General features: G+C 61.2%; 19 protein-coding genes. 10 read left to right on the top strand and 9 right to left on the bottom strand.

The features are described from left to right. The first annotated feature begins 5 nt into the window (after window positions 1-5). Genes V5F23_RS04100 through V5F23_RS04085 form a run of 4 tightly spaced genes read left to right on the top strand, consistent with a single transcriptional unit; the run spans window position 6 to window position 3897 of the window. On the top strand, window positions 6-1016 hold the full coding sequence (locus V5F23_RS04100) for an ABC transporter permease subunit (RefSeq protein WP_030139822.1): 1011 nt from the start codon (window positions 6-8) through the stop codon (window positions 1014-1016). 10 nt (window positions 1017-1026) lie between these two features. After that, complete coding sequence (locus tag V5F23_RS04095) at window positions 1027-1938, top strand: ABC transporter permease subunit (protein WP_042732218.1); 912 nt, start codon at window positions 1027-1029, stop codon at window positions 1936-1938. Between the two features lie 10 nt (window positions 1939-1948). After that, window positions 1949-2917, top strand: a complete 969-nt coding sequence (locus V5F23_RS04090; protein ID WP_042732219.1) for an ABC transporter ATP-binding protein — start codon at window positions 1949-1951, stop codon at window positions 2915-2917. Next, window positions 2917-3897, top strand: coding sequence for a peptide ABC transporter ATP-binding protein (locus V5F23_RS04085; RefSeq protein WP_212803415.1), 981 nt, complete (start codon window positions 2917-2919; stop codon window positions 3895-3897). The genes V5F23_RS04090 and V5F23_RS04085 overlap by 1 nt, the downstream gene beginning before the upstream one ends. Window positions 3898-4029: 132 nt before the next feature. Here the strand turns inward: V5F23_RS04085 and V5F23_RS04080 are convergent, their stop codons facing one another. From V5F23_RS04080 to V5F23_RS04070, 3 genes are all read right to left on the bottom strand, one after another. Beyond that, the gene (locus V5F23_RS04080) at window positions 4030-4275 is read right to left on the bottom strand and encodes a hypothetical protein (protein ID WP_042731847.1); all 246 of its coding nucleotides are present in this window, start codon (window positions 4273-4275) and stop codon (window positions 4030-4032) included. A 406-nt stretch (window positions 4276-4681) separates the two neighbouring features. Then, a complete protein-coding gene (locus V5F23_RS04075) occupies window positions 4682-5767 on the bottom strand; it encodes an RHS repeat-associated core domain-containing protein (protein WP_237614181.1) in 1086 nt (361 codons plus the stop codon). Between the two features lie 260 nt (window positions 5768-6027). Then, the gene (locus tag V5F23_RS04070) at window positions 6028-7611 is read right to left on the bottom strand and encodes a peptide chain release factor 3 (protein ID WP_042731846.1); all 1584 of its coding nucleotides are present in this window, start codon (window positions 7609-7611) and stop codon (window positions 6028-6030) included. Between the two features lie 356 nt (window positions 7612-7967). Here V5F23_RS04070 and V5F23_RS04065 point away from each other — a divergent pair, with 356 nt between their 5' ends. The 4 genes from V5F23_RS04065 to V5F23_RS04050 are packed head-to-tail and all read left to right on the top strand — an operon-like array spanning window position 7968 to window position 11394. Further along, window positions 7968-8657, top strand: a complete 690-nt coding sequence (locus V5F23_RS04065) for an ABC transporter permease (RefSeq protein ID WP_185057636.1) — start codon at window positions 7968-7970, stop codon at window positions 8655-8657. Window positions 8658-8680: 23 nt separating this feature from the next. Continuing rightward, a complete protein-coding gene (locus V5F23_RS04060) occupies window positions 8681-9574 on the top strand; it encodes a glycine betaine ABC transporter substrate-binding protein (protein WP_047738336.1) in 894 nt (297 codons plus the stop codon). Window positions 9575-9586: 12 nt separating this feature from the next. Next, the gene (locus V5F23_RS04055) at window positions 9587-10240 is read left to right on the top strand and encodes an ABC transporter permease (RefSeq protein ID WP_042731843.1); all 654 of its coding nucleotides are present in this window, start codon (window positions 9587-9589) and stop codon (window positions 10238-10240) included. After that, complete coding sequence (locus V5F23_RS04050) at window positions 10237-11394, top strand: ABC transporter ATP-binding protein (protein ID WP_042731842.1); 1158 nt, start codon at window positions 10237-10239, stop codon at window positions 11392-11394. The genes V5F23_RS04055 and V5F23_RS04050 overlap by 4 nt, the downstream gene beginning before the upstream one ends. A gap of 3 nt (window positions 11395-11397) precedes the next feature. Here the strand turns inward: V5F23_RS04050 and V5F23_RS04045 are convergent, their stop codons facing one another. Together V5F23_RS04045 and V5F23_RS04040 are read right to left on the bottom strand one after the other, a co-directional pair. Beyond that, a complete protein-coding gene (locus V5F23_RS04045) occupies window positions 11398-12915 on the bottom strand; it encodes a hypothetical protein (protein ID WP_212803413.1) in 1518 nt (505 codons plus the stop codon). Between the two features lie 138 nt (window positions 12916-13053). Next, window positions 13054-14493 (bottom strand): DUF2599 domain-containing protein, encoded by a 1440-nt coding sequence (locus tag V5F23_RS04040; protein WP_042732282.1) that lies wholly within the window; start codon window positions 14491-14493, stop codon window positions 13054-13056. 727 nt (window positions 14494-15220) lie between these two features. On the opposite strand from V5F23_RS04040, the gene V5F23_RS04035 reads away from it, so the two are divergent. Then, the gene (locus V5F23_RS04035; protein ID WP_042732281.1) at window positions 15221-16384 is read left to right on the top strand and encodes a type III PLP-dependent enzyme; all 1164 of its coding nucleotides are present in this window, start codon (window positions 15221-15223) and stop codon (window positions 16382-16384) included. A 48-nt stretch (window positions 16385-16432) separates the two neighbouring features. Here V5F23_RS04035 and V5F23_RS04030 read toward each other — a convergent pair whose 3' ends face one another. From V5F23_RS04030 to V5F23_RS04015, 4 genes are all read right to left on the bottom strand, one after another. Continuing rightward, entirely contained in the window at window positions 16433-17344 is a 912-nt protein-coding gene (locus tag V5F23_RS04030; RefSeq protein ID WP_212803411.1) for a hypothetical protein, read from the bottom strand. A gap of 21 nt (window positions 17345-17365) precedes the next feature. Continuing rightward, entirely contained in the window at window positions 17366-19636 is a 2271-nt protein-coding gene (locus tag V5F23_RS04025; protein WP_212803410.1) for an alpha-xenorhabdolysin family binary toxin subunit A, read from the bottom strand. Window positions 19637-19852: 216 nt separating this feature from the next. Continuing rightward, complete coding sequence (locus V5F23_RS04020; protein WP_042729977.1) at window positions 19853-20563, bottom strand: tetratricopeptide repeat protein; 711 nt, start codon at window positions 20561-20563, stop codon at window positions 19853-19855. 57 nt (window positions 20564-20620) lie between these two features. Beyond that, complete coding sequence (locus V5F23_RS04015) at window positions 20621-21301, bottom strand: Fe2+-dependent dioxygenase (RefSeq protein WP_042729968.1); 681 nt, start codon at window positions 21299-21301, stop codon at window positions 20621-20623. Window positions 21302-21512: 211 nt separating this feature from the next. On the opposite strand from V5F23_RS04015, the gene V5F23_RS04010 reads away from it, so the two are divergent. Continuing rightward, window positions 21513-23831, top strand: a complete 2319-nt coding sequence (locus V5F23_RS04010) for a TonB-dependent siderophore receptor (protein WP_212803409.1) — start codon at window positions 21513-21515, stop codon at window positions 23829-23831. The last annotated feature ends 61 nt before the right edge of the window (window positions 23832-23892 follow it).

The raw sequence follows: 23892 nt of genomic DNA, 5'->3' as shown, positions 1-23892 counted from the left end.
TTAAGATGTTTAGTTTTATTGCCCGCCGACTGGGATTACTGATCCCCACGTTCTTCGGCATCACCCTGCTGACCTTCGCGTTGATTCGCATGATCCCCGGCGACCCCGTGGAAGTGATGATGGGCGAACGTCGGGTCGATCCCGAAATGCATGCTCAGGCAATGGAACGCCTTGGCCTCAACAAGCCGCTGTATGCCCAGTACCTGGACTACATCGGCAAATTGGCCCACGGCGACCTCGGCGAATCGCTGCGCACCCGTGAAAGCGTATGGACCGAGTTCAGCTCCCTGTTTCCCGCGACCCTGGAACTGTCCATGGCCGCCCTGTTGTTCGCCGGTATCCTGGGCCTGCTGGCCGGGGTGATCGCGGCACTCAAGCGAGGGTCCCTGTTCGACCACGGGGTGATGGGCATCTCCCTGGCGGGTTATTCGATGCCGATCTTCTGGTGGGGCCTGATCTTGATCATGTTCTTCTCGGTGAGCCTGGGCTGGACCCCGGTGTCGGGCCGGATCGACCTGCTCTACGACATCGAACCCAAAACCGGCTTCATGCTGATCGACACTCTGCTCGCCGATGAGCCGGGCGCCTTCCTCGATGCCCTGCACCACCTGATCCTGCCGGCCATCGTGCTGGGCACCATCCCGCTGGCGGTGATCGCCCGCATGACTCGCTCTTCGATGCTTGAAGTGCTGCGCGAGGACTACATCCGCACCGCCAAGGCCAAAGGCCTGTCGCCGTCGCGGGTGGTGTTCGTGCATGGCCTGCGCAACGCACTGATCCCGGTGCTGACCGTGGTCGGCCTGCAAGTCGGCACCCTGCTGGCCGGTGCGGTGCTGACCGAAACGATCTTCTCCTGGCCGGGTATCGGCAAGTGGCTGATCGAAGCCATCGGCGCCCGGGATTATCCCGTGGTGCAGAACGGCATCCTGTTAATCGCCTGCCTGGTGATTCTGGTCAACTTCGTCGTGGACATCCTCTACGGCTTTGCCAACCCACGCATCCGTCACCAGCGCTGAGATCAAATCCATGAGTACTCCAACTCCTTCGGTAGCAGTCGATCAAAGCCTGCTGTACCCGTCCCCGTACAAAGAATTCTGGCAGGCGTTTTCCCGTAACAAGGGCGCCGTGGCCGGGCTGCTGTTCATGATCCTGATCGTGTTCTGTGCGATCTTCGCGCCCTGGGTCGCACCCCATGACCCGAGCGAGCAGTACCGCGACTTCCTGCTGACGCCGCCGGCCTGGCTCGAAGGCGGCCAGATGCAGTTCCTGCTCGGCACCGACGAACTGGGCCGCGACCTGCTCTCGCGCCTGATCCAGGGCTCGCGCCTGTCGCTGCTGATCGGCTTGTCGTCGGTGGTGATGTCGCTGATCCCGGGCATCCTGCTGGGGCTGTTCGCCGGGTTCTTCCCGCGCATCCTCGGCCCGACCATCATGCGCCTGATGGACATCATGCTGGCCCTGCCTTCGCTGCTGCTGGCCGTGGCGATCGTCGCCATCCTCGGCCCAGGCCTGATCAACACCGTGATCGCCATCGCCATCGTATCGCTGCCGTCCTACGTGCGCCTGACCCGCGCAGCGGTGATGGGTGAACTGAACCGCGACTACGTGACCGCTGCCCGCCTGGCCGGTGCCGGCCTGCCGCGCCTGATGTTCATCACCGTGCTGCCCAACTGCATGGCGCCGCTGATCGTGCAGGCGACCTTGAGCTTTTCCTCGGCGATCCTCGACGCCGCCGCCCTGGGCTTCCTCGGCCTCGGCGTCCAGCCGCCGACTCCGGAGTGGGGCACCATGCTGGCCTCGGCCCGCGACTACATCGAACGCGCCTGGTGGGTGGTGAGCCTGCCTGGCCTGACCATTTTGCTCAGCGTGCTGGCAATCAACCTGATGGGCGACGGGCTGCGCGATGCGCTGGACCCGAAACTCAAGAATGCCGCCTGAGGAGATTCCCATGTCACTGTTAGAAATCAAGAATCTCAACGTCCGCTTCGGCGACGCCACGGCCGTGCCGGTGGTCGACGGCCTGGACCTGAGCGTGGAAAAAGGCGAAGTGCTGGCTATCGTCGGCGAGTCGGGCTCGGGTAAATCCGTGACCATGATGGCGCTGATGGGCCTGATCGAGCACCCCGGCATCGTCACCGCCGACGCGCTGAACTTCGACGGCAAGAACATGCTCAAGCTGAGCGCTCGCCAGCGTCGGCAGATCGTCGGCAAGGACCTGGCAATGGTCTTCCAGGACCCGATGACCGCGCTCAACCCCAGCTACACCGTGGGCTTCCAGATCGAAGAAGTGCTGCGCCTGCACCTGAAAATGTCCGGCAAGGCTGCCCGCAAGCGTGCCATCGAGTTGCTGGAAAAAGTCGAGATCCCCGGCGCCGCCAGCCGCATGGACGCCTACCCTCATCAGTTGTCCGGTGGCATGAGCCAACGCGTGGCAATCGCCATGGCCATTGCCGGCGAGCCAAAGCTGCTGATCGCCGACGAACCGACCACCGCCCTGGACGTGACCATCCAGGCGCAGATCATGGACCTGCTGCTGGCCCTGCAAAAAGAGCAGGACATGGGCCTGGTGCTGATCACCCACGACCTCGCCGTGGTGGCCGAGACCGCCCAGCGCGTGTGCGTGATGTACGCCGGCCAGGCCGTGGAAGTGGGCAAGGTGCCGGAGCTGTTCGACATCCCGGCACACCCCTACAGCGAAGCATTGCTGGCGGCGATTCCCGAGCACAGCATGGGCGCCGAGCGGCTGGCGACATTGCCAGGCATCGTTCCCGGCCGCTACGACCGCCCGCAAGGCTGCCTGCTGTCGCCGCGCTGCCCCTACGTGCAGGAAAACTGCCGCCAACAACGCCCGGCCCTTGACCCGAAAACCGCCAGCCTCGCCCGCTGCTTCTACCCGTTGAACCAGGAGGTGGCGTGATGGCCGTCGTACTTACCGCCCGTGACCTGACCCGTCATTACGAAGTGTCCCGTGGCATGTTCAAGGGCCATGCGACCGTGCGCGCCCTCAACGGTGTGTCGTTCGAACTCGAGGCCGGCAAGACCCTGGCCGTGGTGGGCGAATCCGGTTGCGGCAAATCCACCCTCGCCCGGGCCCTGACGTTGATCGAAGAGCCGTCCTCTGGCTCCCTGAAGATCGCTGGCCAGGAAGTGGCCGGCGCCAACAAGGCCGAGCGCAAGCAGTTGCGCAAAGACGTGCAGATGGTGTTCCAGAGCCCGTACGCGTCGCTCAACCCTCGGCAGAAAGTCGGCGACCAACTGGCCGAGCCGCTGCTCATCAACACCAGCTTGTCGGCCATCGAGCGTCGGGAAAAAGTCCAGGCCATGATGAAGCAGGTGGGTCTGCGCCCCGAGCACTACCAGCGCTACCCGCACATGTTCTCCGGCGGCCAGCGCCAGCGTATCGCCCTGGCCCGCGCCATGATGCTGCAACCCAAGGTGCTGGTGGCGGACGAACCGACCTCGGCGCTGGACGTCTCGATCCAGGCCCAGGTGCTGAACCTGTTCATGGACCTGCAGCAGGAATTCAACACCGCCTACGTGTTCATCTCCCACAACCTGGCGGTGGTCCAGCACGTGGCCGATGACGTGATGGTGATGTACCTCGGTCGTCCGGTGGAAATGGGGCCCAACGAAAACATTTACAGCCGCCCGCTGCACCCGTACACCCAGGCGCTGCTGTCGGCCACCCCGACCATCCACCCGGACCCGAACAAGCCCAAGATCAAGATCGTCGGCGAACTGCCCAACCCGCTCAACCCACCGCCCGGCTGCGCGTTCCACAAACGCTGCCCGTATGCCACCGAGCGCTGCAAGACCGAAGAACCGGCCCTGCGTCCGCTCGATAACCGGCTGGTGGCGTGTCACTACGCCGAGCAGTTCCTCTACGGCGCGGCGTAACGATCAGCTCGCGTCTGCTGTGGCGAGGGGATTTATCCCCGCTGGGCTGCGAAGCAGTCCTGTTTTTTTGGGACTGCTGCGCAGTCCAGCGGGGGTAAATCCCCTCGCCACAATTTTTCTGAACGGTGAAAGCTACGTCTGGCTGTCACCCTCGTCGCCTTCATCACCGTCGTCAGTGTCCGGCTGGTCGATGGTCGAATCGTCATCGTCCTGATCGCCGGGCTCCTGGGTCGCGGCCAGCATCATGTCGCCCTGGCCAACCTGCCCGTTCCAGGCGTGTTGTTCGTGCTGGTCGCACTCCGCCCAAGCCGCCGACGAACCGAGGGACAACATCACCAACACCTTCAACAAAAACATCATGCGCAGCAGTGTGTTCATAGCCGATTCCTTCTTTCGCGGATGGAGCCAGGGCCTGACGGCTCAAGAAAATCCAATGCTGAACAGACCGGTTCACCCATTAGGACGCTCAGAGATGGCCAGAAATGCCGTCGATGGGCAGATTGGTTTCGAATAACACTTATCTCGTCCAGTTATGACCCCTGCCCCTTGTGGCCCCTTGTGAGAGCGGGCTTGCTCGCGAAAGCGGTCTATCCGCCAACATCCCTCTTGAATGACACACCGCCTTCGCGAGCAAGCTCGCTCCCACAGGGGCCCCAGCCTGGCACACGGGATCAAGTAGGAGGCGGCTTGCTCCCACAGAGACTTACGCGGCTGGTGCATCGAGTGACAACAAAAAACCCGCTTCCTGGTGTCCCGGAGAATTTGCAAACTCAGGAAGTCAATTTCAGAGATCCCCTAAAAGCCGCACGTTGCGCTCATGCATTTCTCTTATACGGCTTAGCTGATCGGTTACACGTGTATGTCTAGCAAACGCGGCATTTTCTTCGGGAGTAAAATAATTGTCGTGATTAAGCCTACCTCCACGTGATCTAAACGCACTTTCGGCGCGGGCAATATCCCCCTCAGCTACTGCTAATTCCCACTGAAGCCTCTCAACTTCCGGATCAGACTTCATCCTGTTGCTTACTTCTGTTCTTCTTGCAGCAGCGGCGGCTGACCTTCGTTGATTGGCCGCCTGTTTTGCCAAAACTTTTTGGTCCCTGGCGATCATTTTTGCGTTATGAGTGTTGGCCAGTTCAATGATATTTTCTTGCGTAAACCCGGCTCTTCTAGGGAAACGGCCTATACGCTCAAAGGGAGCGCTGACAGATGACCTTGCATAAATTTTGAACTGGGTCCCGGAGGTCTTCACTCGGGCATACCTACCAACGTTCTGCATCGTCGGACTCTGCCGTCCAGCAAGATTAGCTATACCCTTGAAGAGCGACATCCAGGAATGCCCAGACGGATCCGTCCTATTAACAGGATCGCCCGCACAATACGCATAGGCATTGATACCTCCTTCGCCAAACGGGCTTCGATTGTCCGGGCTATTAAAGCGCATCAGCACCGTATTAAAAGCACGGTAACCATTACCCAACAAATAGAAACCGCTACTTTTATCGGGACGCTCTCCATTAAAACCCAATACCCGCTGCGTGGATTTTTCGACAGGGCTGTGGCCAAACGCGGTGTATGCCGTCGTTTCTGGCACTGCCTCGTTCGCCCTTAGGTTGAGAAGGGGCGAGCGTTTGTCATCATGGGCGATCAACATAGTTTCCTGAGCGCCCTCCTTCGTGGTCTGTTGGGCGAGGACAGCGCTTTCGGCTTCAAATACCGTACGTACGGTATCGCCCGCTAGTTCAGTAGCGACACGGTCGCCGCGGTAAAATATCTGGACACGCGTATCGACCGAGTTTTTGGTGTGTGTGTGCCGGTCAAGCGGGTCATAGCTATAGATAACCTGAACACTTTCTTCTTTTGCAGACATGGCAATCACCGCCACAATGAGTCTTGTCGGGATATATAGCTTAGTTCCCTGCCTTCAGCCACTAGCAGAACTGTTAGGTTCTGTACGAAACTCACTGAAATTCTGACACCAAAAAATGCATCGCCACCCATGCCAGAGGTGTCCAACAGCGAAAAGTCAGCACGCTTCTTGTTGCCGGATGACTGAGGGTTAAAACAACTTTTTAGCCCCACAAAAAACCCGCGGCTTTCGCGGCGGGTTTTCGGTCTGACACTTGACGCTTAGTGGTGCTCGCGCGTCGCTCGGAATTTCACATCCGGCCAGCGCTCTTCCATCAACGCCAGGTTGACCCGGGTCGGCGCCAGGTAGGTCAGGTGGCCACCGCCGTCCAGCGCGAGGTTTTCCACAGCCTTGTTGGAGAACTCCTCGAGCTTTTTCTTATCGCTGCAATCCACCCAGCGGGCGGAATAGACGGTGATCGGCTCGTAGGAGCACTCGACCTTGTATTCCTCCTTCAGGCGGCTGGCGACGACGTCGAACTGCAGCACGCCGACCGCGCCGAGGATGATGTCGTTGCTGCGCTCCGGGAAGAACACCTGGGTGGCGCCTTCTTCGGCCAGTTGCTGAAGCCCCTGGCGCAGTTGCTTGGACTTGAGCGGGTCTTTCAGGCGTACGCGGCGGAACAGTTCCGGGGCGAAGTGCGGGATCCCGGTGAAGCCCAGGGCTTCGCCTTCGGTGAAGGTGTCGCCGATCTGAATGGTGCCGTGGTTGTGCAAGCCGATGATGTCACCGGCGAAGGCCTCTTCCAGTTGCTCGCGCTCCGAGGAGAAGAAGGTCAGGGCGTCGCCGATGCGCACGTCCTTGCCGGTGCGCACGTGGCGCATCTTCATGCCTTTTTCGTACTTGCCGGAGCAAATGCGCATGAACGCGATGCGGTCGCGGTGCTTGGGGTCCATGTTCGCCTGGATCTTGAACACGAAGCCTGTGAACTTCTCTTCCACCGGCTCGACGGTGCGCTCGTTGGCGACCCGTGCCAGCGGGCGCGGGGCCCAGTCGACCACGGCGTCGAGGACATGGTCGACCCCGAAGTTGCCCAGGGCGGTGCCGAAGAACACCGGCGTCATCTGGCCGTCGATGAATGCCTGCTGGTCGAACTCGTGGCAGGCGCCCTGCACCAGCTCCAGTTGCTCGATGAAGCGCTCGTACTCGTCGCCCAGGTGGGCGCGGGCCTCGTCGGAGTCGAGCTTCTCGATGATCCGGGTTTCGGTGCGCTCATGCCCGTGGCCGGCGGTGTAGACGATGATGTAGTCGCCCGCCAGGTGGTACACGCCCTTGAAATCGCGGTAGCAGCCGATCGGCCAGGTGATGGGCGCGGCCTTGATCTTGAGAACCGCTTCGATCTCGTCGAGCAGTTCGATCGGGTCGCGGATGTCACGATCGAGTTTGTTGATGAAGCTGACGATCGGCGTGTCCCGCAGGCGGCAGACGTCCATCAGCGCGATGGTCCGTGGCTCGACGCCCTTACCGCCGTCGAGGACCATCAGCGCCGAGTCCACGGCCGTCAGGGTGCGATAGGTGTCTTCGGAGAAGTCTTCGTGGCCCGGGGTGTCGAGCAGGTTGATCATGTGATCGCGATACGGGAACTGCATGACCGACGTGGTAATGGAGATACCCCGTTGTTTTTCCATTTCCATCCAGTCGGAGGTGGCATGGCGGTCGGACTTGCGCGACTTCACCGTGCCGGCGACCGCAATCGCCTTGCCCATCAGCAAAAGCTTTTCGGTGATGGTGGTCTTACCGGCATCGGGGTGGGAAATAATGGCGAAAGTGCGGCGTTTCGCGACTTCGGCGGCCTGTTTGGTCATGGGAAATCGCCTGGCTGGTGACAAAAAAGGGCGGCGATTATAGCTCAACTTGTGCCAGGAACCGAACCGTTGAGCGCATCCCTGTGGGCCCGATCTTTCCCGACCTGGGAACCTTTTGCCCGGCGCAGACGTCCACCCCCCTGCGACAGCTTTTCGTCAGGGCCTGGAAAATCAGCAAGTTAGCCTGACGAAGCTGCGCCCATGGCTCCCGTGACATGCCGCTGGCCGGCATCGACAAGAGCTGCTTCCCGCGAACGCTTTCCCGGCCGCCAATGAAGGTACGCCGCCCGGGAACACGTGCGCCGACTGAAAGACAAAGGAGTCCGCCTGTGGCTATCCGCTATGGCAAAGGGCTGATGGGAGGTGCGGTCGTCGTCGCCCTCCTGGCCCTGTTGGTCCACTGGATCGGCATCGATACGATCCAGCACTACCGCGACGATTTGCTGTTCTACCTGCAAGCCCACCTGATGCTGGTACTTGCTTCCATGTTCGCGGCTTTGATCGTGGGCATCCCCGCCGGCATCGCCCTCAGCCGCCCTGGCATGGTCGGGCGCGCCGAACGCTTCATGCAAGTGTTCAACATCGGCAACACCGTTCCGCCCCTGGCCGTGCTGGCCATCGCCCTGGGCATCCTCGGCATCGGCAGCGGGCCGGCGATCTTCGCCCTGTTCCTCGCCTCGCTGCTGCCCATCGTGCGCAACACCTATGAAGGCCTGAAGAACGTCCAGGGCTCCCTCAAGGAAGCCGCTGTCGGCATCGGCATGACCCCACGCCAGGTGCTGTGGAAGGTCGAGTTGCCCAATGCCGTGCCCATCATCGTCGGCGGCGTGCGCGTGGCCCTGGCGATCAACGTCGGGACCGCCCCATTGGCGTTCCTGATCGGTGCCAACAGCCTCGGCAGCCTGATCTTCCCCGGCATCGCCTTGAACAACCAGCCGCAGTTGTTGCTCGGCGCGGCCTGCACCGCCCTGCTGGCGCTGCTGCTCGACGGCCTGGTGACACTGGCCAGCCGACTCTGGCTGGAGCGCGGTTTGCGTGCGTCCTGAAGCCGCTGGATAAAGGAATCATCATGAAGAAGTTGAGCTTGATACTGGGCTGCGCCCTGCTGCTGGCCGGGTTCGCCCAAGCGGCGGAAAAACCGGTGATCCGCCTTGGCGCACGCGTGTTCACCGAACAGACGCTGCTGGCGGAAATCACCGCGCAATACCTGCGCAGCAAAGGCTACGACGCGCAGATCACCGGCGGCCTGGGCAGCAACCTGGCCCGCAGCGCCCATGAAACCGGACAACTGGACCTGCTCTGGGAGTACACCGGCGTGTCGCTGGTGGCCTACAACCACGTCACGGAAAAACTCGACAGCGCCCAGTCCTACGCCCGGGTAAAAGAACTCGACGCGAAAAAAGGCCTGGCCTGGCTGGCACCGTCGAAGTTCAGCAACACCTACGCCCTGGCCCTGCCGGAAAAAATCGCTCGCCAGTACCCGCAGATCAACAACATCAGCCAGTTGAACACGGTGTTGCAGGCCGAATCGCAGGAGAACCACCTGGTGGCGCTGGACACCGAGTTCGCCAACCGCTCCGATGGCCTGGCAGGCATGGTCGAGCAGTACGGCATGAACCTGACCCGCAAGAACATCCGCCAGATGGACGCCGGGCTGGTCTACACCGCCCTGCGCAATGGCCAGGTGTTCGCCGGCCTGGTGTACACCACTGACGGACGGCTGAACGCGTTCAAGCTGAAGTTGCTCGAAGACGACAAGCACTACTTCCCCGACTACACCGCCGCGCCGGTGGTGCGCCAGGCATTCCTCGACGCCCACCCGCAACTGGCCGAGCAACTCAAGCCCCTGGCGGCGCTGTTCGACGACGAAACCATGCGCCAGCTCAACGCCCGGGTCGACGTCGACCACCAAAGCCCTTCCACCGTTGCCGCCGATTTCCTGCGCCAGCACCCCATCCCCTGAGGAGGAAAAGCCATGGAACTGTTGAACGCCTTTTCCCATCTCGATTGGCAGCAAGTGATGCACCTGACCTGGCAGCACGTCACGCTGGTGGGCATCGCCGTGAGCCTGGCGATTTTCATCGGTGTGCCCCTGGGCATTTTCATGACCCGCTTCCCGGCGCTGGCCGGTCCGTTGCAAGCCAGCGCGACGGTGCTGCTGACGATCCCGTCGATTGCACTGTTCGGCCTGTTGTTGCCGTTTTACTCCAAGTTCGGCCAGGGCCTGGGGCCGATGCCGGCGATCACCGCCGTCTTCCTGTATTCCCTGTTGCCGATCATGCGCAACACCTACCTGGCCCTCACGGGTGTCGAACCGGGCATCCGTGAAGCCGCCCGCGGCATCGGCATGACCTTCGGCCAGCGCCTGCGCATGGTCGAGTTACCCATCGCCGTGCCGGTGATCCTGGCTGGCGTGCGCACCGCCGTGGTCATGAACATCGGCGTCATGACCATCGCCGCCACCATCGGTGCCGGTGGCCTGGGCGTGCTCATCCTCGCTTCCATCAGCCGCAGCGACATGTCGATGCTGATCGTCGGCGCCGTGCTGGTCAGCCTCCTGGCCATCTTCGCCGACCTGCTCCTGCAATGGCTGCAACGCTCGCTGACTCCAAAAGGACTCCTCAAATGATCGAACTTCAAAACCTCAGCAAAACCTTCAAGAGCAACGGCAAGGATGTGAAGGCCGTGGACTCGGTGAACCTGACCGTCAATGAAGGCGAGATCTGCGTGTTCCTCGGGCCATCGGGGTGTGGCAAGAGCACCACGCTGAAGATGATCAACCGCCTGATCCCGCCCACCTCGGGCAAGGTGCTGATCAACGGCGAAGACACCACCGGGCTCGACGAGGTGACCCTGCGCCGCAACATCGGCTATGTGATCCAGCAGATCGGCCTGTTCCCGAACATGACCATCGAGGAAAACATCGTGGTGGTGCCCAAGCTGCTCGGCTGGGACAAGCAGAAATGCCACGACCGTGCCCGCGAGCTGATGAGCATGATCAAGCTCGAACCCAAGCAGTACCTGCACCGCTACCCACGGGAACTGTCGGGCGGCCAGCAACAGCGGATCGGCGTGATCCGCGCCCTGGCGGCCGATGCGCCGTTGCTGCTGATGGACGAGCCCTTCGGCGCGGTGGACCCGATCAACCGCGAGATGATCCAGAACGAGTTCTTCGAGATGCAACGGGCGCTGAACAAGACCGTGATCATGGTCAGCCACGACATCGACGAAGCCATCAAGCTGGGCGACAAGATCGCGATTTTCCGCGCCGGCAAGCTGATCCAGTGCGATCACCCTGACACGCTGCTGGCGCACCCGGCCGATGACTTTGTCAGCAACTTCGTTGGCCAGGACAGCACCCTCAAGCGACTGCTGCTGGTCAAGGCCGAGGACGCGGCCGACAACGCCCCGTCGGTGAGCCCGGAAACCCCGGTGGCCGAGGCGCTGGAATTGATGGACGAACATGACCGGCGCCACGTGGTGGTGACCTGCGCCCAGAACAAGGCGCTGGGCTATGTGCGCCGCCGTGACCTGCACCGCCAGACCGGTACTTGCGCACAGTTCCTGCGCGAGTTCAACGCCACGGCGGCCTACGACGAACACTTGCGGATCCTGCTGTCGCGTATGTACGAGTTCAACCGCTCGTGGCTGCCGGTGATGGACGCCGAACGGGTCTTCCTCGGCGAGGTGACCCAGGAATCCATCGCCGAATACCTGAGCTCCGGACGCTCGCGGGGCGGCAAGACCAGCATCGTGTCGCCGGCCGAAGTGGCAGCCGGCTGAGCGTTACAGCGAAACCCTGAGGACCCGGGAAAACAGCCACTGCGGGCTCAGGTTGGTGAAGACCGAGTAGTTGATCAACACCGTTCTTCCTCGGTTTTGCGCCACCCAGGCCGGGTCGAGCACGAAGCGATTGGCCTGGCCGGCGGTGACGAGTTGGCTGCCCGTATCGAGGATGGTCTGTCCCATGGCCCGTACGCGTAGCGTCGAGCCCACTGGGGCGGGTGAATAGATGATCACCGTGCCGGCCGAGTAACCGGGCGCTGGAAGGTCCAGGGCCTGGGGATCAACGGCCAGGTACAACACGGCGGACGTCTGGGTTTCGCCGACGCCACCTTTCTTGACGGTGTAGCTCACCGGCACCGTCAGCCCGACGCTGTCGACCACTTCGGGACGGGGAATCAACACCTGCTTGTCGGCAGGCAGGTCACCATAACGCACCGGCGGGCTGCTGTACGGCACCCGCCCTCGCCACTGCACGCTTACCGTATCGGCAGCCCCCAGGCCACTGAGCGGCAATTGCACGGCGAGGTAATCGTCCCGGTAGATATTCTTGATACTCAAGCGCTCGCCCGTGGCTGAACTGTAGGCCTTGGGCACGCCGGGCGCGCCCCACGCGGTGGCCGGCACCACCGGGTTGATCGCCTGGTCGGCACTGACGTATTGAAAGCTGAAATGCTCCTTCGGACCGGGCGGCAGTGTCACCCGGACAATGGGGACGACCAGCCCCTGGGTCCGTTCGAAGTATTTCTTCTGGTCGGTCCTGGCGGCCTCCAGATCGTTGGAGCCCGAGATCCAGAAAAACGCCTGGATGGGCAACGGGGTCGGATTTTTTTCCGGCCACGCCTCGATTCGAAGTTCGTTGTGGTTCTTGAAGTTGAAATCGGCGCCACCGGCCTCGAGTTCAACGTCCTTTCGCACTTGCAAGCCGGCATTGAAGTTGGCGGTGGCTTGCTCATTCAACCCATCGTTGACCATCCACGCACAACTGGCGGGGTTACCGTAGGCCACCTTGCGAAAATGCGCCAACCAGGCTTTGGCGGTGAAAATATTCTGTTCATTGCAGGGCTTGCTCTGTGGGTAGACGAACTGCGTGATGCTGTCCCGGCAACCGTAGGCCCCTGGCTTGCTGCGGTAGAGGGTGGCGCCGTCGTAAGGGAAATAACAGATGACCGAAGGCTTGGCCTTACCCGGCGGCGTCTGGAGGATGGGGTAAAAGATATAGCCATGCTTGGCGTCGTTAGTGCCCCAGGGCGCTGCGCCGAACCGGGCATCGGCGCGCAGGTAGGAAAACGAAACGGCCCCGGTCGTCCTGGAAAACTCGCTATGGTCCCAAGGGTCGAAGTTGCCCGCGTAGGTCGTGCGTGCCACCACCCCCGAGCATAGAAAGGCCGGTGCCGTCGGCGAACCGCAGTTGAGCGCCGTATCGTAGTAACGGCGGGTCAAGTCGGCGGCCGTCTCTTCGCCCGATTGCAGGGCCGCGCCCGTGAGCGTTTCAGCAAGGGACTGCAATGAGATAATCATGCAACCCGTCAAAACGAACAGCTTTACCGATTTTTTGCGGCTGAGATTCGCCATGCTCGTCACCTGGAAGGCCGGTCATCACCCAGGCCGGGCCGTCTGCCCCTCACAGAGGCGGGTCAGACAGCCTGGCCCCTGCGTTCAATGCGGATTACATCTGTTGTCACCCGGCAACTTCATGATCACGTCATGGGGCACGTAGGGACGGGCGGGCTCAAGGCTCCAGGTGGGCTTGTTCTCGGCGATGTCCGGAGAGTCGAGGTGGCAGGCCAGTTGGCGGCGCATGCTGCTGCCCATGTTGTCGAAATTCCAATCCTTGCGATTCGGATCGAGCGCTGCGGCCTTGATCGCCAACTCGGCCAACACCACATTGGTTTTCCCGACACCGGCTTTTCTGCCACACGCCGTGGGCGTGATCTTAAGCGAGGAGATCGTTCCCAGCACCGGTTCTACATAGTTGTTATCCCACTCGAGTTTTTCGATGTAGTTATCACAAGAACGGCTGTCCGCGGGGGCGGGTATCTGTTGATCGACCGGATAGTAGGCAAACTTCGCGTCTTCGCCGATAGAACGAGGAAATTGAACCTTGATGATCGGCTTCCAGGCATTACCCTGCTCCACCCAACGGCGTTGGTCATCACGGGCGAAGTCGCGGGCGGTGAACGCCCGGGTCGTTCTGTCGATGTAATCCACGCCACTTTCATAAATGAACGCGGCGATGGGAAGTTCCAGGCGCGTGGCTTTTGCTGAATCGCTGTCACTGGCGACAGGCGCGTCGAACTTCTTGCGGTCCTGGCTGCTCCAGTCCCTGTTCCAGTACTTGTTATCCGGCCAGGTTTCGATCCGCAACTCGGACTGGGTGTTTATCGCATCGCCCTGCTCCTCCGGGTCCTTGGCCAGCACCTTGCGAGCCTCGACAAAGGTGTTGAATGCGTCGGCCTTGTTATAGCTGCCGAAGTAATCCCGGGTCGTATCGAAACCGCATTGGAAGCGGTGGGCTTTCGTCACCTCGGGGTCCTGGGTCTGGCGATCGTAGTGTTCCATCCAGGCCTTGGGGTTGCTGATGCTCAGCTTCTGGCAGTAGTCCTCGACGACGCCCAGGGTATTGCCATTCTCCTGGTAATCACCGCAACCGTTGTTGTTCCGATAATTGGTCCAGGAGTCGATGACAAACGCGCAGAGCACCTTGATCTTGAACTGGGTCTTGTCGTCCACGAAATCATTGGGCGTCAGCGCAAAGCCGTTGTAGCGGAGCATTCCCAGCCCGTTGAACTCAACGTCCTTCCTCAAGTAGGAAACCGATGTGCCACCGGCCGAAAGACCGCTTCCGCCGGCTTCAACACTGTGTGAAAACGGACTGGCATCCCAGGGCAAGTAACTTTGTTTACTGGCGATCCCGCGAAGTATCAGACCTGAACAATCGGACGCCAACCTGCCGCTGCCACAATCGCGAGCAGTCAAGCGATACCAGTACTCCATCAACTTCGCCGTGTCCGTTCCCGGGTCGGCCTGTGACAAGCCGCAACTGGTGAAGAGTCCGATCATTAAAGAAGCGTTCAAGATGACCCGATACTTGCGCATGTCCCTCTCCTGGAGTTCTCTACATCGCAAAATCCGCAGTGATTCAAGGCACAATTCAATACGCCGCGCGCCGGATATAAGCCGGTATCCGCAGCATTAAAATCATGAAGAACGACTGTCTGGATTTGAGTATTCGGTAATCTTGGGCGAGCGCCTACTGTCAGAAGTGACAGTCAATCGAGGTTAATTAAACGTTTTCCTCATAACAGGCGGGTCATTGATCAACAAATGAGCTACGCCTGTCCCTGTAGCCAGGAGCCTGCTCCCGCTCGGTTGCGTAATGACCACCTTTTGGGGCCGCTATGCACCTCAGCGCGAGTAAGCGCGCTCGCCCCACACAGACCCCAAACCTCGAACCTGTATCGCAGCGAGCGCCGTCATTGACCGATCCAGGGGAACATCAATCTGTCATGCAGGTCGGTTACATCAGGAGCTGTCGCCGCCCGCACGACGGATGTGTGCAAAAACGCGACATTTTTAGTTGATCTCAGGCCCCTCACGCCCTAAAGTTCGCGCCGAACGTCCATGCTGGAAACGATCCATCCGGCTCAAGTACTGACGACGAGACAGCAAGGCCAAGGGCATCCCGCAGCCCATGGCCTTTTTGCTTTCGGCGGCAATGCCTTGGGAAGTAGGCGAACCAAAGTGGGGATACGGAGGACGTTCACGAAGGCTACCCGGCCTTCACACCCATTGATCCTGATGTTTGCCAGTAGGAGTCCCAAGTATGTCGATCCAGGTCGAAGATTATTTCGCGCGCGAAACTTTCCAGAAGATGAAAGCGTTCGCCGACAAGCAGGAAACCCCGTTCGTGGTGATCGACACCGCGATGATTGCCCAGGCCTACGACGACTTGCGCGCCGGTTTCGAGTTCGCCAAGGTCTACTACGCCGTGAAGGCCAACCCGGCGGTGGAAATCATCGACCTGCTCAAGGAAAAAGGCTCGAACTTCGACATCGCCTCGATCTATGAGCTGGACAAGGTCCTGAGCCGCGGCGTCACGCCAGACCAGATCAGCTACGGCAACACCATCAAGAAATCCAAGGACATCCGCTACTTCTACGAGAAGGGCGTGCGCCTGTATGCCACCGACTCCGAAGCCGACCTGCGCAACATCGCCAAGGCCGCGCCGGGCTCGAAAGTCTATGTGCGCATCCTCACCGAAGGCTCGACCACGGCTGATTGGCCGCTGTCGCGCAAATTCGGCTGCCAGACCGACATGGCCATGGACCTGCTGATCCTGGCCCGCGACCTGGGCCTGGTGCCCTACGGCATTTCGTTCCACGTCGGCTCGCAACAGCGCGACATCAGCGTCTGGGACGCCGCGATCGCCAAGGTCAAGGTCATCTTCGAGCGTCTCAAGGAAGAAGACGGCATCGTGCTCAAGCTGATCAACATGGGCGGTGGCTTCCCGGCCAACTACATCACCCGCACCAACAGCCTGGAAACCTACGCCGAAGAAATCATTCGCTTCCTCAAGGAAGACTTCGGCGACGACCTGCCGGAAATCATCCTGGAACCGGGCCGTTCGTTGATTGCCAACGCCGGCATCCTGGTCAGCGAAGTGGTGCTGGTGGCGCGTAAATCGCGCACCGCCGTCGAGCGTTGGGTGTACACCGACGTGGGCAAGTTCTCCGGCCTGATCGAAACCATGGACGAAGCCATCAAGTTCCCGATCTGGACCGAGAAGAAAGGCGAAATGGAAGAAGTGGTCATCGCTGGCCCGACCTGCGACAGCGCCGACATCATGTACGAGAACTACAAGTATGGCTTGCCGCTGAACCTGGCCATCGGTGATCGCCTGTACTGGCTGTCGACCGGTGCCTACACCACCAGCTACAGCGCGGTGGAATTCAATGGCTTCCCGCCGCTGAAATCCTTCTACGTATAAATCGACGCCCGTCAGAACGTTCCCACGCACCTGCGTGGGAACGGTCAATCACCCCGCCTCCACTCGCAACGGCATCGCTCGCAAGGCGTGGGCCATCGCCCTCAATTGCGCCAGCGGATAGGCCAACTGAGCGAACGAAGCCCTTGCCCGGCGCAGACTCTGCTGTCGATCATGGGTTTGCAGTTCGAGCTTCACCTGGGTCAGGAAATACCCCAGGCGATGGCACAGGTCGGCAATGTTGTTCGCCGCCGACGTCGAACGCACATAGAGCCCGTTCAAGGCCCTCAGGTGTGCTTGCGCCAATGCCTTGCGCTGCGCCTGGGAATGCTGCGCACCCGCATCGTACTGCATGCCGGGCAGGCTGATCCGCCCCAAGGCGTAGTAGACCTCGATCTTGGGCACCGGCCCATGACAGGCACAGAGCCTGAGCGTCAACGAATCGATGAAACGCACGAACAGACTGTGGATGGTCTGTGAGACGCTCACAATCAACGCCTTGAGGCGAGCACCCGCGGCCGCACATTCATCCAGCCGCCGACAGAGGTTGTCGATCAGCTGCATGACGCTGGCGGTGCGATTGCTCCCCTGTGCACCGACGTTGACCGGCGAGAAGCGCGACGGGTCGAGGTCGCCGAGCAACGGGGGATCGGTCACCAGCATGGCATCCCGGGCCACCTGCTCGAACTCTGCCACGAAGGTGGCGGTTTTCTCGACCAGCCGATGCACCATGAAACCCAACGACGGGACCACACAGACAATCGCGTTCCAACGGTTTTCATTGTCCGTCGCGGCGCGGGTCAGTGCCTGCGCATCGGGGGGCGTCAGCAACACATGCCCCGAGCGACGATACAGATCGGATAACTGCTCGATTTCCGCCAGGCTGCACGGCAGGTCGCTCAGGAAACCGATGTATTCGCCCAACGCCGAGAAGTGTTTCTCGTCCAACAGAAAATCGACCATGATCCCTCCCCGCCGTGGGCGTCATCCATGCAGCGCCAAGGGCAAGGCCAGCGGCGCCAGGAATGCCATGAACCGCTGCGCCTGGTGGATCAGGTCGAGGCTGCGCTGCTCTTGCGCCAGGTAGGCATTGGCCTCGATCAACCGGGCGAACGAGCGGTAAGCCGCGACCACGCCCTGGTATTGGCCCACATAACGCTGGCGCTGATCGTCGATGCCATGAATGACCCGGATGAACTGGACCTTGCCCTTCAGGGCGTTGAGCTGGCTGTGGAGCTTGTCGATATCGGCGTCCAGCGCCTGGATTTTCCCGGCCAACTGGTCGCGTGCGCGCACCAGGTCGAGGAAGCGAACCCCTTCGCCGACCTGCACCAGGGTCTTCTTGAGCTGCTCGATCGCCTGCATGACCAACTGCACTTCCGGTGGCGCGATACCGAGTTTCGTCATGTGCTCCAGGGTCAGCACCAGGTCGTTGCCAATCGCTTCGATACCACCCGTCTTGAGCAGGCCGATGGCGTCGCTGGCCAGGCCACGGGCCTTTTGACGCTCGGCCCGCTCGTCTTCCAGACGTTTGAGGCCAGCCTCGACGCGGTGTTGTTCGCGTTCCATGTCTTCGACGAAGCCCAAGCTCAGGCGTCGGTCGAACACGTCGCGGATGGTCGACAACTGATCGCTGAGCTGCCGGGTGGACTGCGTCACGCAGCGACTCATCTGCGCCAGCTCCCCGGCGCGGTCCGCCTCGATGTCCTGGACATCCTGCTCGTCCAAGGCGCTTGCCAGCTCCTTGTCCAGCGCCTGCAAGCGACGCACCCGGCCTTCGAGGGCCATCCGGGTGCTCAGCGCCACCTCTTTGAGCACATCGCTGCTGTTGTCCACGCCGAGCACCAGGGCATCGAACCGCTGGTGCAGTTGCGGCAGGTAATTCCAGCGAATGAACAGCACGCGGGATTGAATGGCGCCGTCCCTCATGAGCCGGTTGCTGTCGGCCAGGATGCCGGTATCGACCGTCGGGTAATCGGTGCTCGGCAGCATGGCAAACGCGGCGCGTGTCCTGATGCCATAGACACGCTCGTATTCCTCGTCGGCTTCCTTGAACACCGCGATCAGGGCATCCGCATCGTGCTCGATCTGCTTCCACGGCGAGGCCACTGCCCGGAAGGCCTGCATGAACAGGCGCAGCCTGAGGGCATCAGTGATCTTGGCCACCGCATCCTGGGAGGACTGGATGTAAAGGTGCATGACATTCCAGACGTGCATCAGGTTCTGCGTGGCGATGTCGGCGTCGATCGCCACCAGTTCAAGGCCTTGCAGGTCATGTTTGACCCGGCTCAGGGAACCCAGGGTCTGGTGTTTGCCCCGCAGCTCTTCAATGGCCGCTTCCTGCTCCTGGTACAGGCGGTTTCGTTCGGCGCGGATGTTTTCGGCCTCCACCCCCAGGTAAATGGCCAGCGCCAGGCCGATCAGGTTCATGCCCGTGGCCGCACCGAGGGACCGCTCCACGGCATTGGCGTATTCGGTATTTTTCTCTTCGATGCGCAAGGCCCGGTCATCGACCTGTCGCTTGAGCATCTCGACTTCGGCCGGCAACAACGTACTGCCGATCAAGCTGAGGCGTAGTTTGATCTCCGGCAGGATGTGCTGGCGCAAGTCATAGCCAAAGTAATCCAGTGCCAACTTGATGCTTTTAACGACCTTGAGATTATCCCCCACTTTCTTGTAGATCTGATCCAGGTAGTAACCGATGTCTTCCACCGTACCCGGCGGCAAGTCAATACCGGGAAACTTACCCCCCAGCTCCAACTCCAGTTGTTTTAGCTGTTCCAGGGTTTCAATATTATTTTTATCCAGTAACCGGGCGGCCCGGACATCGTCATAGACTTCCTCCATGGACCTTTCGTAAATGGCCATGCTGGCGGCAAACAACTTCAGTTGGCTGCCGGTCAGCATGATCGATTCACGCAGGGGCGACCAGCGGCGGGCGTGGGTACGGGTGGCGCGGAAGGTCTTGACGAAGTCGTCGACGCGCAGCCCCGCCCCGCCCCCGGCAGGATCACCGAAGTTCAGGTAATCCTTCACATCGGCCACGTGATAGGGCAGCGCCAGGGCAGCCGACTCATACTTTCTCAGGTCGATGATCTGTTTCTTGGTCAGCAACAGGCCCTTGCCACGGGACTCGCCTTCCTGGGTCGGTGCCGAGGCGTTGGACAGCGTCTTCGGCGCCAATTGCGCAAACAGGGTGATCTCTTCGGACGAAGCATCTTCAAGTGCCTCGCTCCACACAGCATGGGTATTCATAATTAATCCTTTAATTATCGATTGACCGACAACCATTAACTAAACGCTGCCGAACGAAGTACAAGTTACATACAGCCGCTCGGACACTAGTCGATCGAAGCAAATGAAGTCAAAGCGCGAAAACAATGCAAACATTAGCGGATACTACAAACCCGCCAACCGCTTATAGCAAGCGACGACATTCAAGTATGAATAGATAAATAACCCGTTCGGCTATTACGCAACGGCACCTTGATCCAATACCGCGATACGCGCCTGATAGGCCTCGACCAAAGGCTGCAACACCGGCATCTGTGCCCGGGCCAAGGTGTGCACCGCCACCCGCAGGAAATTGAGATTGCCGCCCTCCAGGGCGCGCCGCAGCCAGGCCAGTCCTTCGTCGACCCGGTGGCCGGCCAGCAACACGCAGCCATGGCTGAACTGCCCGCGAAAATCACCGCCTTCGGCTGAACGTCGATACCACTGGGCCGCGGCAACCGGGTCCGCTGGACAGGCACGCCCCTCTTCCAGGTAACGGCCCAGCAGGTTCATCGACTTCGCGTGCCCCTGTTCGGCGGCACGACGGTACAGACGCAGCGCCTGGCCTTGGTCCTCAGGTACACCACGCCCGGTCGCCAACAGGTTGGCGTAGTTGTACATCGCCCAGTCCAGGCCTGCCTCGGCGGCCTGGCGATAATGCCTGGCGGCGATCGACGCATCGGCGGTGCAGCCCCAGCCGTGTTCATGACAGCGCCCGAGCATGTTGCGCGCCATCAGGTGCCCGCGCCCGGCGGCAATACTGAACCAGCGCAGGGCCAGCGGCCCATCGCGGCTGATGCCCTGGCCGTCGAGCAGGATCTGCCCGAGCAGGGCCTGGGCTTCGAGCACCCCCTCACGGGCGGCGACCAGGATCGCCTGGGCGGCCCGCGCCGGGCTTTCGTCGAGCATGGTCGTGAGCGCATCAGTGTCGAGCACTTCCTGGCGGCGCAGACGAAAGTCCGTCACTTACACCTCGACCCAGCGGCGCAGCAGGTTGTGATAAGTGCCGGTCAGGCGAATCAACGAGGGGTGATCGGGCATGTCCTGGGTCAGTTGCTGGATCGCGCCGTCCATTTCAAACAGCAGCGCCCGCTGGCTGTCTTCGCGCACCAGGCTTTGGGTCCAGAAGAACGAGGCATAACGTGCGCCGCGAGTGACCGGGGTGACCTTGTGCAGGCTGGTGCCCGGGTACAGCACCATGTCCCCGGCCGGCAACTTGACCCGCTGGGTGCCATAGGTGTCCTGGATTTCCAGTTCGCCGCCGTCATAGTCCTGCGGATCGCTGAAGAACAACGTGGCCGACAGGTCGGTGCGCACCCGCTCGGCACTGCCCTTGGGCTGGCGCACCGCGTTGTCGATATGAAAATCGAAATTGCCGCCCGCCGTGTAGCAGTTCACCAGGGGCGGGAACACCTTGTGCGGCAGCGCGGCCGACATGAACAACGGGTTTTTCCACAGCCGGTCCAGCATCGCGGCACCGATCTCCTTGGCCAGCGGATGGCCCTCGGGCAACTGCAGGTTGTGCTTGGCCTTGGCCGACTGGAAACCCGCCGTGACCTTGCCGTCCGCCCACTCGGCCTGCTCCAGCGCCTCGCGGATGCGCTGCACTTCTTCAGGAGAAAACACGCCGGGAATGTGCAGCAACATGGCATTTGGACCTGTGGATAAAATGGGGCGCCAATGGTAGTGATTCTTATTGGCTGTGCACAACCCCCGTCGATGTCGCACCTGGGAGCACCCGTAAAGGCAAATTGTAAAGAATGTAAATTCCTCTCAAATAGCAATATTTCGCAATTGATACAAAACCCTGTTTACCCTATATTCCGCGGCCTCGAATCCTTGGGGGAAGGAATTTTTCATGTCGCGTCAACCCACACCATCACCGGTCAACTCACCTCGCCTGTTGGCGTCGGCCATCGGCGTCGCCCTCAGTGCAACGTCCGCGACGCACGTGGCCCAGGCCTCGCAGGACACCGATGAGAACGCTCCGCGCAACGCCATCGCCCTGGACGCCACCCGCATCACCGGCCAGGGCCTGGACGCGACGTCCTATCAGGTCGAAAAAGCCTCTTCCCCGAAATACACCGCGCCGCTGGTGGACACGCCACGCTCGGTCACCGTCATCCCGCAGCAGGTGCTCAAGGACACGGGGGCACTGAACATGCAGGACGCGTTGCGCACCGTGCCCGGCATCACCTTCGGTGCCGGTGAAGGGGGCAACCCTCAGGGCGACCGTCCGTTCATCCGCGGTTTCGATGCCCAGGGCGACACCTACCTCGACGGCGTGCGCGACACCGGTTCGCAGAGCCGCGAGATCTTCGCCGTGGAATCGATTGAAGTGAGCAAGGGCCCGAACTCCGCCGTCGGCGGGCGCGGTGCCGCAGGCGGAACAATCAATCTGGTCAGCAAGAAAGCGCACCTGGGCGACAGCCTCGACGGCGGCTTCACCTGGGGCTCGGACCAGACCCAGCGCTACACCCTGGACGGCAACTATCAGTTCAGCGACACCGCCGCCGGCCGTCTCAACCTGATGAGCCATGAAAGCAATGTCGCCGGCCGCGACAAGGTCGACTACGACCGCTGGGGCATCGCGCCATCGCTGGCGTTCGGCCTGGGCACCGATACCCGGGTCAACCTCGATTACTACCACCTGGAAAGCAATGACCTGCCAGACTCGGGCATCCCCTACACCGTACCGGCCTCGGGCCGCACGGCCGACCGCACCAAGGCCAACCCGGACAAGCCCAACGACGGCGGCGACAGCAGCAACTTCTACGGCCTCACCGACCGGGACTTTCGCAAGACCCGCACCGACACGGCCACCTTCGCCATCGAGCACGATTTGAGCGACGCGCTGACGCTCAAGAACACCCTGCGCCACGGTTCGAGCATGCAGGACTACATCCTGACCCAGCCTGACGACAGCAAGGGCAACGTCAACAACGGCACGGTCTGGCGCCGGGCCAATAGCCGCGTGAGCAACGTCGACACCACCACCAACCAGACCGACCTGTTCGGTGACGTCTACGTCGCCGGCTTCAAGAACAGTTTCTCCACCGGCATCGAACTGAGCCGCGAGAAAGGTGAAAAGTCTTCCTACACCGTCAACACCGACACGGTGCCGGGGACCACGGCAGCGAACACCAACTGCACGCCGTCGATGGTCGGCGCGTCGAGCGGCTACAACTGCACTTCGCTCTCCAACCCGAATCCCAATGACCCGTGGAACGGCACGATTGCACGCAACTACGCCGGCACCGACACCACCAGCGTCACCCGCGCGCTCTATGTGTTCGATACCCTGGAGCTGTCGCCGCAATGGCTGGTGAACATGGGCTTGCGCTACGACCATTTCGACACGAAGTACAAGACCTACAACGCCGCTGGCACCACCACGTCCAAGGGCGATGACACCAGCGAGTTCATCACCGGCCAGTTCGGCCTGGTCTGGAAACCGGCGGACAACGGCAGTCTCTACGCCTCGTACGCCACATCGGCCACACCGCCAGGCAACATGGTCGGCGAAGGCACCGAAGGCAACCCGTTGGGCGGCACGCCGGACCGCAGCGGCAACCTGCTGGCCAGCGACATGGAACCGGAAACCACCAAGAACTACGAGATCGGCACCAAGTGGGACCTGCTCGACGCCCGCCTCTCGCTGACCGCGGCGATCTTCCGCACGGAGAAAGACAACGCCCGGGTCCAGGTCGACACCACCACGTACGAGAACGCCGGCAAGACCCGCGTCGACGGCCTCGAACTGTCGGCCAGCGGCAAGATCACCGATAAGTGGCAGGTCTTCGCCGGCTACAGCTACCTGGACAGCAAGCAAGTCGATGGCGGGCCGATGAGCACCACCGACGGCAACGAACTGCCGAACACGCCGAAGAACAGCGCCAGCATCTGGACCACCTACGCGCTCACCTCGAAGCTGACCATTGGCGGCGGCGCGTTCTATGTCGACGACGTGTTCGGCAGCGTGGCGAATACTACCCAGGTCGACGCCTACGTGCGCTACGACGCGATGGCCAACTACAAGGTCAACAAGCACCTGGACCTGCAGCTCAACGTGCAGAACCTGACCGACGAAACCTACTACGACAAGGCGTTCTCGACCCACTTCGCCAACCAGGCGGCCGGGCGCACCGCGTTGCTGAGTACCAACTTCCACTTCTGATTGGAGCCAGGAGCCCGGCTCAATGGTCAGCCTGAGGAGCTGTGGGAGCGGGCTTGCTCGC

Source organism: Pseudomonas sp. WP18 (genome assembly GCF_036689585.1).
Lineage (GTDB): Bacteria > Pseudomonadota > Gammaproteobacteria > Pseudomonadales > Pseudomonadaceae > Aquipseudomonas > Aquipseudomonas chlororaphis_E.
Note: the sequence above shows the minus strand (reverse complement) of the source record. Positions and strands in the feature narration are given on the sequence as shown.

Excerpts from the sequence above, each read along its gene's own strand:
- V5F23_RS04100 (WP_030139822.1), top strand. The coding sequence starts at position 6 with ATGTTTAGTTTTATTGCCCGCCGACTGGGATTACTGATCCCCACGTTC.
- V5F23_RS04095 (WP_042732218.1), top strand. The coding sequence starts at position 1,027 with ATGAGTACTCCAACTCCTTCGGTAGCAGTCGATCAAAGCCTGCTGTAC.
- V5F23_RS04090 (WP_042732219.1), top strand. The coding sequence starts at position 1,949 with ATGTCACTGTTAGAAATCAAGAATCTCAACGTCCGCTTCGGCGACGCC.
- V5F23_RS04085 (WP_212803415.1), top strand. The coding sequence starts at position 2,917 with ATGGCCGTCGTACTTACCGCCCGTGACCTGACCCGTCATTACGAAGTG.
- V5F23_RS04080 (WP_042731847.1), bottom strand. The coding sequence starts at position 4,275 with ATGAACACACTGCTGCGCATGATGTTTTTGTTGAAGGTGTTGGTGATG.
- V5F23_RS04075 (WP_237614181.1), bottom strand. The coding sequence starts at position 5,767 with ATGTCTGCAAAAGAAGAAAGTGTTCAGGTTATCTATAGCTATGACCCG.
- V5F23_RS04070 (WP_042731846.1), bottom strand. The coding sequence starts at position 7,611 with ATGACCAAACAGGCCGCCGAAGTCGCGAAACGCCGCACTTTCGCCATT.
- V5F23_RS04065 (WP_185057636.1), top strand. The coding sequence starts at position 7,968 with ATGGGAGGTGCGGTCGTCGTCGCCCTCCTGGCCCTGTTGGTCCACTGG.
- V5F23_RS04060 (WP_047738336.1), top strand. The coding sequence starts at position 8,681 with ATGAAGAAGTTGAGCTTGATACTGGGCTGCGCCCTGCTGCTGGCCGGG.
- V5F23_RS04055 (WP_042731843.1), top strand. The coding sequence starts at position 9,587 with ATGGAACTGTTGAACGCCTTTTCCCATCTCGATTGGCAGCAAGTGATG.
- V5F23_RS04050 (WP_042731842.1), top strand. The coding sequence starts at position 10,237 with ATGATCGAACTTCAAAACCTCAGCAAAACCTTCAAGAGCAACGGCAAG.
- V5F23_RS04045 (WP_212803413.1), bottom strand. The coding sequence starts at position 12,915 with ATGATTATCTCATTGCAGTCCCTTGCTGAAACGCTCACGGGCGCGGCC.
- V5F23_RS04040 (WP_042732282.1), bottom strand. The coding sequence starts at position 14,493 with ATGCGCAAGTATCGGGTCATCTTGAACGCTTCTTTAATGATCGGACTC.
- V5F23_RS04035 (WP_042732281.1), top strand. The coding sequence starts at position 15,221 with ATGTCGATCCAGGTCGAAGATTATTTCGCGCGCGAAACTTTCCAGAAG.
- V5F23_RS04030 (WP_212803411.1), bottom strand. The coding sequence starts at position 17,344 with ATGGTCGATTTTCTGTTGGACGAGAAACACTTCTCGGCGTTGGGCGAA.
- V5F23_RS04025 (WP_212803410.1), bottom strand. The coding sequence starts at position 19,636 with ATGAATACCCATGCTGTGTGGAGCGAGGCACTTGAAGATGCTTCGTCC.
- V5F23_RS04020 (WP_042729977.1), bottom strand. The coding sequence starts at position 20,563 with ATGCTCGACGAAAGCCCGGCGCGGGCCGCCCAGGCGATCCTGGTCGCC.
- V5F23_RS04015 (WP_042729968.1), bottom strand. The coding sequence starts at position 21,301 with ATGTTGCTGCACATTCCCGGCGTGTTTTCTCCTGAAGAAGTGCAGCGC.
- V5F23_RS04010 (WP_212803409.1), top strand. The coding sequence starts at position 21,513 with ATGTCGCGTCAACCCACACCATCACCGGTCAACTCACCTCGCCTGTTG.